9 protein-coding genes are annotated in these 8,640 nt (G+C 67.9%); 6 read left to right on the top strand and 3 right to left on the bottom strand.

Features of this window, described 5'->3' with window-relative positions; translation table 11 throughout:
• Positions 1–35: 35 nt before the first annotated feature.
• From glxR to gcl, 3 genes are all read right to left on the bottom strand, one after another.
• Entirely contained in the window at positions 36–959 is a 924-nt protein-coding gene (glxR, locus tag K206_RS0100155) for a 2-hydroxy-3-oxopropionate reductase (RefSeq protein ID WP_020200381.1), read from the bottom strand.
• A 259-nt stretch (positions 960–1,218) separates the two neighbouring features.
• On the bottom strand, positions 1,219–2,001 hold the full coding sequence (gene hyi, locus K206_RS0100150; RefSeq protein ID WP_020200380.1) for a hydroxypyruvate isomerase: 783 nt from the start codon (positions 1,999–2,001) through the stop codon (positions 1,219–1,221).
• 67 nt (positions 2,002–2,068) lie between these two features.
• On the bottom strand, positions 2,069–3,844 hold the full coding sequence (gene gcl, locus K206_RS0100145) for a glyoxylate carboligase (RefSeq protein WP_020200379.1): 1,776 nt from the start codon (positions 3,842–3,844) through the stop codon (positions 2,069–2,071).
• A gap of 355 nt (positions 3,845–4,199) precedes the next feature.
• Between gcl and K206_RS37195 the strand changes: the two genes are divergently transcribed.
• From K206_RS37195 to K206_RS0100115, 6 genes are all read left to right on the top strand, one after another.
• Positions 4,200–5,135, top strand: coding sequence for a hypothetical protein (locus K206_RS37195; RefSeq protein WP_020200378.1), 936 nt, complete (start codon positions 4,200–4,202; stop codon positions 5,133–5,135).
• Positions 5,136–5,389: 254 nt separating this feature from the next.
• Complete coding sequence (locus K206_RS0100135) at positions 5,390–6,226, top strand: hypothetical protein (protein WP_155887887.1); 837 nt, start codon at positions 5,390–5,392, stop codon at positions 6,224–6,226.
• A gap of 1 nt (position 6,227) precedes the next feature.
• Complete coding sequence (locus K206_RS0100130) at positions 6,228–6,740, top strand: hypothetical protein (protein WP_029043046.1); 513 nt, start codon at positions 6,228–6,230, stop codon at positions 6,738–6,740.
• 48 nt (positions 6,741–6,788) lie between these two features.
• On the top strand, positions 6,789–7,295 hold the full coding sequence (locus K206_RS37190) for a hypothetical protein (protein ID WP_231401513.1): 507 nt from the start codon (positions 6,789–6,791) through the stop codon (positions 7,293–7,295).
• 59 nt (positions 7,296–7,354) lie between these two features.
• A complete protein-coding gene (locus K206_RS0100120) occupies positions 7,355–8,272 on the top strand; it encodes a LysR family transcriptional regulator (RefSeq protein ID WP_020200374.1) in 918 nt (305 codons plus the stop codon).
• Positions 8,269–8,640, top strand: a complete 372-nt coding sequence (locus K206_RS0100115; protein ID WP_020200373.1) for a DUF2784 domain-containing protein — start codon at positions 8,269–8,271, stop codon at positions 8,638–8,640. The genes K206_RS0100120 and K206_RS0100115 overlap by 4 nt, the downstream gene beginning before the upstream one ends.

Below are 8,640 nucleotides of genomic sequence, written 5' to 3'. Positions count from 1 at the left end.
CTGGCCTGCCGGCGCGGCAGGCCGCGCTGGCGTGCTTACTTGCCGCCCTTGGCGATCTCGTGGTTCGACATGATCTCGATCGCGCGGCACAGCGCCGAGTGATCCTGCTTGCCCAGCCCGTTGGCCGCGCAGGTGTTGAACAGCTCCTGCGCGGTGGCGGTGTTGGGCAGCGCCACGCCGAGCGTCCTGGCGCCCTGCAGCGCGAGGTTCAGGTCCTTCTGGTGCAGCTCGATGCGGAAGCCCGGCTCGAAGGTGCGCTTGACCATGCGTTCGCCATGCACTTCCAGGATGCGCGAGCCGGCGAAGCCGCCCATCAGCGCCTGGCGCACGCGCGCCGGATCGGCGCCGGCCTTCGACGCGAACAGCAGCGCCTCCGACACCGCCTGGATGTTCAGCGCCACGATGATCTGGTTGGCCACCTTGGTGGTCTGGCCGTCGCCGTTGCCGCCCACCAGCGTGATGTTCTTGCCCATCAGCTCGAACAGCGGGCGCACCTCGTCGAACGCTTCCTGCGGGCCGCCCACCATGATGGTCAGCGAGGCCGCCTTGGCGCCCACCTCGCCGCCCGACACCGGCGCGTCCAGGTAGGCCGCGCCCAGCTTGTTGATGCGCGCGGCGAAGTCCTTGGTGGCGATCGGCGAGATCGAGCTCATGTCCACCACGATCTTGCCGTGCGCGGCGTCCTTGCCCGCGGCCTTGAGCGCGGCGGCCACGCCCTTGTCGGCGAACAGCACCGCTTCGACGTGCGGGGTGTCCGGCACCATGATGACGATGATGTCGGCGCGCTTGGCCACTTCCTCGGCGCTGGTGCAGACCGTGACGCCGGCCTCGACGAGCGCCTGCGGCGCGGGATTGACGTCATGCACGAACAGCGTGTGCCCGGCCGCGCGCAGGTGGCCCGCCATCGGCGCGCCCATGATGCCCAGGCCGATGAAGCCGACGTTGCGTTGGTTTGCCATGTGTTGTCTCCTTGGAGCGAAAAAATGAAATGAAGCCAGCGGTTTTTTTTGAGGGGGCCCAAGCCGCCAGGGCCAGCCCAAGCAAGGTGTTCCCCCTCTCCCCTCACGGGGAGAGAGCCGGGGAGAGGGGCGGTTCGGCCAGGAGCCACATCAAGCGGGGCCGGCGGTTGTTTCCCGCACGGCGGCATTCGCAGGCGCCAGCCCTCTCCCCCGGCCCCTCTCCCGCTCGCGGGAGAGGGGCGCAAACAAGCGGCGGTCTTTACTGCACGCCAAGCTCCGCGCGCCACCCCAGCCCGTCGACCGTGGTCGTCTTCGGCTTGTACTCGCAGCCGACCCAGCCGTCGTAGCCGATCTGGTCGAGCCACTGGAACAGGAAGCGGTAGTTCAGCTCGCCGGTGCCCGGCTCGTTGCGGCCCGGGTTGTCGGCCAGCTGCACGTGCCTGATCTTCGGCAGGTTGGCCTTGAGCGTGGCGGCGATCTCGCCCTCCATGCGCTGCATGTGATAGATGTCGTACTGCACGTAGAGGTTGGGCGCGTTGACCTGCGCGATCAGGTCCAGCGCCTGGCGCGTGCCCGACAGGAAGAAGCCGGGAATGTCGAAGGTGTTGATCGGCTCGACCAGCAGGTCGATCTGCTCGGCGGCGAGCGCCTGCGCGGCGAAGCGCAGGTTTTCCACCAGCGTTTCCTGCGCCTGTTCCTGCCTGACGTTCTGCGGCTGGATGCCGACCAGGCAATTCAGCTGGCGCACGCCCAGCACCCTGGCGTACCGGAGCGCCTCGCCCACGCCGTCCTGGAACTCGCCGACGCGGTCGGGGTGGCAGGCAATGCCGCGCTCGCCCGCGTCCCACTTGCCGGCCGGCAGGTTGTGCAGCACGAGGTCGAGCTGGAAGCGGTTGAGCCGGTCCGCGATCTGGTCGGCGTGGAAGGCGTAGGGAAACAGGAACTCCACGCCGCGGAAGCCCGCGCGCGCGGCGGCTTCGAAGCGGTCGAGGAAGCCCGTTTCGGTAAACAGCATGGTCAGGTTGGCGGCCAGTCTTGGCATGTCTTCTCTCCGGAAAAATGGCATCCGCGCGCGCCCGCAAGCGCGCGCCGTGTGCTTGCGTTGCGGGTCAGGCCGTCTCGGCCTCTTCGCCGAGGACGGCTTCCTCGATGTCTTCGACCGGCTCGAACTCGTTGATGTTGTCGATCTCGGTGCCCATCGCGATATTGGTCACGCGCTCGAGGATGACTTCCACCACCACCGGCACGGAGAACTCGGCCATCAGCTCGCGCGCCCGCGCGAAGGCCGGCGCGATGTCTTCCGGCCTGAACACGCGCAGCGCCTTGCAGCCCAGCCCTTCGACCACCTTCACGTGGTCCACGCCGTAGCCGTCGAGCTCGGGCGCGTTGACGTTGTCGAACGCGAGCTGCACGCAGTAGTCCATGTCGAAATTGCGCTGCGCCTGGCGGATCAGGCCGAGGTAGGAGTTGTTCACCACGAGGTGGATGTAGGGCACCTTGAACTGCGCGGCCACGGCCAGTTCCTCGATCATGAACTGGAAGTCGTAGTCGCCCGAGATGGCCACCACGTCGGATTCCGGCGCGGCCACCTTGACGCCGATGGCGGCGGGAATGGTCCAGCCCAGCGGGCCGGCCTGGCCGCAGTTGATCCAGTGGCGCGGCTGGTTGACCGAGAGGAACTGCGCCGCGGCGATCTGCGACAGGCCGATGGTGGAGACGTAGCGCACGTCGCGCGGGAAGTACCGGTTCATCTCGCGGTACACGCGCTGCGGCTTGACCGGCACGTTGTCGAAATCGCTCTTGCGCAGCATGGTGCGGCGGCGCTTCTGCACGTCCGCCACCCAGCTCTTGCGGCACGGCAGGCGGCCGGCCATCTTCATCTCGCGCGCGATCTCGACGAACAGTGCCAGCGCGGCCTTCGCGTCGGACACGATGCCCAGGTCCGGGCCGAACACGCGGCCGATCTGCGTCGGCTCGATGTCCACGTGCACGAACTTGCGGCCCTTGGTGTAGACGTCGACGCTGCCGGTGTGGCGGTTGGCCCAGCGGTTGCCGATGCCGAGCACGAAGTCCGACGCCAGCAGGGTCGCGTTGCCGTAGCGGTGCGAGGTCTGCAGGCCCACCATGCCGGCCTGCAGCGGATGGTCGTCGGCCAGCACGCCCCAGCCCATCAGCGTCGGCACCACCGGCACGTTGACCAGCTCGGCGAACTCGACCAGCAAATCGGCCGCGTCGGCGTTGATGACGCCGCCGCCGCACACGATCAGCGGGCGCTCGGCCGCGTTGAGCATGGCGATGGCCTTTTCAATCTGCGCGCGCGAGGCGCTCGGCTTGTACGGCTGCAGCGGCTGGTAGGTGGCCGGGTCGAACTCGATCTCGGCGACCTGCACGTCGAACGGCAGGTCGATCAGCACCGGCCCCGGGCGGCCCGAGCGCATCAGGTGGAAGGCCTGCTGGAACACCTGCGGCACCAGCGCCGGCTCGCGCACGGTCACGGCCCACTTGGTCACGGGCTTGGCGATCGACTCGATGTCCACCGCCTGGAAGTCTTCCTTGTAGAGCCGCGCGCGCGGCGCCTGGCCGGTGATGCACAGGATGGGAATCGAGTCCGCCCACGCCGAGTACAGGCCGGTGATCATGTCGGTGCCGGCCGGCCCCGAGGTGCCGATGCACACGCCGATGTTGCCGGCCTCGGCGCGCGTGTAGCCCTCCGCCATGTGCGAGGCGCCCTCGACGTGGCGCGCCAGGAAGTGGTCGATGGTGCCGGCGCGGCGCATGGCCGAGTAGAACGGATTGATGGCGGCGCCGGGCACGCCGAACGCGGTGGTGATGCCTTCTTTTTCCAGTACGGCGATGGCCGCGTCGACTGCTCTCATCTTGGGCATGTCTGTCTCCAATGTGCCTGCAATGTGTTCCGGGCAATGCCGGGATGCTGGGAATGGCGGTGATTCACTGTTGGAGGCCATGCTATGCCCGCGGGCGGGGCGGGATAAAGGGAAGCGGGATCAGTTGATTCGATACTCCGAGTATGGAATCGCGCCGCGGGACGTGATTTGCGCTGCCGCGCAACGGGGGATTACCGCACGTTGTGTGACGGCAACGATACGTCCGAATTTGCGGGAAAAGCCCCGCGCCGCGCCACCGCGCATCCCTGCGCGCGCGCCAAATGGCGACAATGTGCGCACGCGCGCGCGCCACCGGCGCCGCGCGCGGAAATGACTCACCGCAAACCGAATTGCCATGCTGACCAGGCTCCCCACCACCCGCGAGCTGCTCGACGCGCTCAAGCGCAAGCCTTCATCCCCGTCCGACACTCCCGCCCCGCGCCACGCCGGCCTCGATCCGGCGCGGCTGCAGCGCGGCCTGTTCGGCCTGTTCTGGGGCTGCTCGCTGGCGGCGCTGCTGGTGGCCGGCGCGGTGCTCTACGCCCGCGCGCAGCACCAGGCGCCCGCGCCGTGGCTGCTGCGCCTGCTCTACTGCCTGCTGGCCGGCAGCGTGGCCGGGCTCGGCGGCGTGCTGCTCAGCCACGCGCCCGCGCTGGCGCGCCGGCTGCGCGACCCGCTCGGGCCGCTGGCCGAGCAGATCGACCGCCCCGACGACGCGGAAAGCGCGCTGCTGCGCGCGCTCGCGCGCATCCCGGCGCAGGCGCTGCGCGCGCGCGGCCGCCGCGTCGAGCTGCATCTGCGCATGTGGGAAGGCATGGCGAAGATCGCGGCGCTGCTGGTGGCGGTAAGTCCGCTGGCGCTGATGCTCGTCACCGGCCTGCTGGAGCTGCCGCGCAAGGGCGCGAGCCTGGTGCCGCTGCTGTCGCTGTACGGCGTGGCCTTCGTGGCCGGCGCCGCGCTGGTGGTGTTCCTGCAGTTGCAGGTGGCGCGGCCGCTGCGGCGGCTGGCCTACGTGCTGGCGGAGGCCGCGGAGATCAGCGCGCAGCTCGGCCGCGCCGCGGTGCCGGCAGGCGCCGCGACGGCGCGCGGCGTACCCGTTGCAGCGGTCCGGACCGCCGTGCCGTCGCCGGCGCCGGTGCCGCCGGACAGCGTGGACAGTCTGGACAGTCTGGACCGCCAGGAGGAAGGCCTGGCGTCGCCGGATCAGGCCGCCAGCCAGGCCATCGATCACGTCGACGGACCGGCCATCGATCAGGCCACCGGGCAGGTCGACGATCAGGCCACCAGATAGGCCCGCGCCAACCGCATCCGGCAGCGGCCCCTGATCGTTGAAGTCGTAACCGGAGCTGCGCGCCATGCAGCCGCCGGACTCGCCTTCGCCGTTGCCGGCACGCGATCAGAAGCGATAAGAGGCGAGACGACGCGCAAGATGGCGCGCATTACGGAAATATCCGCAACAGCGTTGGGAAAGGCCTGAGCAAGCGGGCGCGCGGTGCGCGCTAGCCTGATCCGCGGTGTCGACTTCACGGCACTTCAGGAGAATGAATGGCACGTTTTCTCAGGATGGACGGCAGCAGCCTGCCCGCCCGGATGACCCTGATCGGCGGCAATACCCTGTGGTTCAAGGTGTCGGGACTCGGACCCGACCGCAAGCACCTGCGCATCGCCAGCTCGTCGCCGGCGGCGCGCGTGTCGGTGGTGTCGGCGCGCGACAGCAACGTCGAGCAAAAGCTCAAGCTCGACATCGGCGACGTCCGCATCGCAACGCGCGCGACATTGACCGCGCATACGCAGGGCGGGGCGCCGGATCACGCCACGCAGGGCGTCGAGATCCAGCTCGAACCGGCGCTGGCCCTGCCGCCCGCCGGCGACGAAACCGGCATGCTGGCGCGCCTGCTGCTGGCCGAGGCCAAAGGCCCCGGCCAGCCGGGCTTCGTTTCCCAGTCGCGCACGCTGCTGTCGATGCAATGGATGCGGCATGTGCTGCTCAACCGGCTCAAGTTCGGGTCCAGGTTCTTCGGCGCCGGCAACGCGGGCACGCTGGCTGCGCTGATCGTGGCGCCGAAGCAGGTGGAGGGGTTTGAGCAATATCCCGCGCTGCGCGGCATTCAGGAAAAGAATCTTCGGGATTTTGTGAAGATTGCAAACGACGCCACGGACTCGCGCCATGCTGCCATGCGCGAGTTCATGACGAACGCGATCGCCGTTGCCAGAGGCAGCAATCCCGGCACAGATCCATGCCCTACCGGACTGTACGCGTGGCGGACGGCAGGCGAAGACTCCCCGGGAAAGAATTTCGTGAAATTCATCACGGAAGGCGGGAATGATTTCTACACCCTGAGCGAGGCATTCCGACGCGATCCGCTATTGAGAGGGCAATGACATGACACTTCGTTCTTCCGTCTCGCCGACTCTCTGCATCCTGCTTGCCTTGTGCTTCGCCGCGCCTGCACTGTCGAATGCCGCCGACGATCTTCCGGCGACATTCGGCAGTCCTCCCAAGGGGCGTTTCGTCGTGTCTAAGAGCCCATATTTTCTCCATCCCGAGCGAGCGATGCGTCAACGCGTCGCGTTCGACAAGAAAAACCGCGTCACCAATCATTTTTGCGTCGTCGGTTACGAATGGCCCGATGGCAATCTTCAGGTGTGGGTGAACTGGAAAGAGGAGAAGACCAACATCCTCTGGGACGGAAGCGAATACCGGGACATGCGCGAGGCAGGACTGACCACCGCGCGCCGCAACCTCAAGCTCGGCCGGGACACCGTGGAAACGGTGGACGACATCAACGGCAGCACCTATCTGGTCACGCACGCGAGATGGCATTCCATCGCTGACGACTGCGCCGCGCACGGCGAAAAATACGTCATCAAGCCGTTCTCGATCCGGCACCGCTAGACGCGCTTCGTTACCAAGCGCCAACCGGTATCAACAGAGATAAGACTCATGGCACATTCTCTGCGACGCTATCTCGGTAGCGCGCTTCTCCTGCTCGCCGCGTTTCCCGTCGGGCCGAGCCTGGCCAGGGCACTGCCCGACGCATTTGGAGAGACTCCCGCGAGCCGTTTCGTGGTTTCGAGAAATCCCTATTTCCTCAATCCCGAGCGCGCGATCCGCAACCGCGTCGCTATCGAAGGGAAGAACCGCGTGACCAACCACTTCTGCGTCGTCGGTTACGAATGGCCCGATGGCGTACTTCAGGTCTGGGTCAACTGGCGCGAGCAGAAGACCAACATCCTGTGGAACGGCAGTATCTACAAGGACACGCGCGAGAAGCAATTGACGATGGCACGCCGCAACCTGCGCCTGGGCAAAGACACGGTGGCGACGCGGGACGACATCAACGGCAGCACTTATCTGGAGACGCACGCGTGGTGGCACGCAATCGCCGACGACTGCGCCGCGCACGGCGAAAAATACGTCATCAAGCCGTTCCGCCCCAAGCCGCGCTGACCCCTGCGCGCGCCGCCTGCGCCAAATGCGCCACAATGGCGGGCAGGAGACGGACGAGCATGGACAAACTCAAACAGATCGAGGCGTTCATCGCCGTGGTGGAACACGGCAGCATGGCCGCGGCGGCGCTCACGCAGGGCGTGACGCCGGTGATGATCGGGCGGCGCATCAATGCGCTGGAGGCGCGCATCGGCGTGAAGCTGCTGCACCGCTCGACGCGCCGCATCGTGGTGACGGAGCAGGGCGCGGCGTTCATGGAGCAGTGCAAGAAGGCGCTGGCGGACCTGGACCGCGCCGAGATGCTGATCGCCGAGGGCAAGCACAAGGCCACCGGCCACCTGATCGTGTCGGCGCCGGCGGCGTTCGGGCGCAAGCACGTGGCGCCGCATGCGCCGGCGTTCCTGGCGGCCAACCCGGAGGTGCAGATTTCCTTCAACCTGACCGACCGCGTGGTGGATCTGGTGCGCGAGGGATATGACGTGGGCATCCGCATCGGCGGCGCCATCGATCCGAACTTCGTCGCCATCAGGCTGGCCACCAACAAGCGCGTGGTGTGCGGCACGCCGGCCTACTTCGCGCGCCACGGCGTGCCGCACACGCTGGACGACCTCGCGCAGCACAACTGCCTGGCGTTCAACCTGCAGGGCGGCCAGCAGCGCGGCTGGTATTTCCAGCAGGACGGCAGGACGGTGACGGTGCGCGTGAACGGCAACCTGGACTGCAACGACGGCGAGCTGCTGCACCGCTGGACCGGCGAGGGCCTGGGGCTGGGCTGGCGCTCCACCTGGGAGATCCTGCCGCAGCTGGAGAGCGGCGAGCTGATCACGGTGCTGGACGACTACGCGCTGCCGGACTACGACATCCTCGCGGTGTACCCGCAGCAGCGCCCGGTGCCGGCCAAGATCCGTTTCTTCATCGAGCACCTCAAGGCCGCCTTCGCGGCGCCGGGCTACTGGACCGGACGGCACGCGCCATGATGGCGGCGTGGCTGGCCGACGCGGTGGTGCTGGCGCATCTGGCCTTCATCCTGTTCGTGACGTTCGGCGGCGTGCTGGTGCTGCGCTGGCCGCGGCTGGCGTGGCTGCACCTGCCGGCGGCGGCGTGGGGCGTGGCGGTGGAGTGGAGCGGCTGGATCTGCCCGCTCACGCCGCTGGAGAATGCGCTGCGCGAGCGCGCCGGGCAGCAGGCCTACGGCGGCGATTTCGTGCAGCACTACGTCATGCCGCTGATCTATCCGGACGGCCTCACGCGCCACGCGCAGTTCGTGCTGGGCGCGCTGGTGCTGCTGCTCAACGCGGCGGTCTACGCGGTGCTGTGGCGCCGGCGGCGCGGCCGGCGCGCGTGA

The sequence above is a fragment of the Cupriavidus sp. WS genome, from assembly GCF_000395345.1.
In the GTDB taxonomy this organism is placed as follows: domain Bacteria; phylum Pseudomonadota; class Gammaproteobacteria; order Burkholderiales; family Burkholderiaceae; genus Cupriavidus; species Cupriavidus basilensis_B.
Note: the sequence above shows the minus strand (reverse complement) of the source record. Positions and strands in the feature narration are given on the sequence as shown.

Excerpts from the sequence above, each read along its gene's own strand:
- glxR (WP_020200381.1), bottom strand. The coding sequence starts at position 959 with ATGGCAAACCAACGCAACGTCGGCTTCATCGGCCTGGGCATCATGGGC.
- hyi (WP_020200380.1), bottom strand. The coding sequence starts at position 2,001 with ATGCCAAGACTGGCCGCCAACCTGACCATGCTGTTTACCGAAACGGGC.
- gcl (WP_020200379.1), bottom strand. The coding sequence starts at position 3,844 with ATGCCCAAGATGAGAGCAGTCGACGCGGCCATCGCCGTACTGGAAAAA.
- K206_RS37195 (WP_020200378.1), top strand. The coding sequence starts at position 4,200 with ATGCTGACCAGGCTCCCCACCACCCGCGAGCTGCTCGACGCGCTCAAG.
- K206_RS0100135 (WP_155887887.1), top strand. The coding sequence starts at position 5,390 with ATGGCACGTTTTCTCAGGATGGACGGCAGCAGCCTGCCCGCCCGGATG.
- K206_RS0100130 (WP_029043046.1), top strand. The coding sequence starts at position 6,228 with ATGACACTTCGTTCTTCCGTCTCGCCGACTCTCTGCATCCTGCTTGCC.
- K206_RS37190 (WP_231401513.1), top strand. The coding sequence starts at position 6,789 with ATGGCACATTCTCTGCGACGCTATCTCGGTAGCGCGCTTCTCCTGCTC.
- K206_RS0100120 (WP_020200374.1), top strand. The coding sequence starts at position 7,355 with ATGGACAAACTCAAACAGATCGAGGCGTTCATCGCCGTGGTGGAACAC.
- K206_RS0100115 (WP_020200373.1), top strand. The coding sequence starts at position 8,269 with ATGATGGCGGCGTGGCTGGCCGACGCGGTGGTGCTGGCGCATCTGGCC.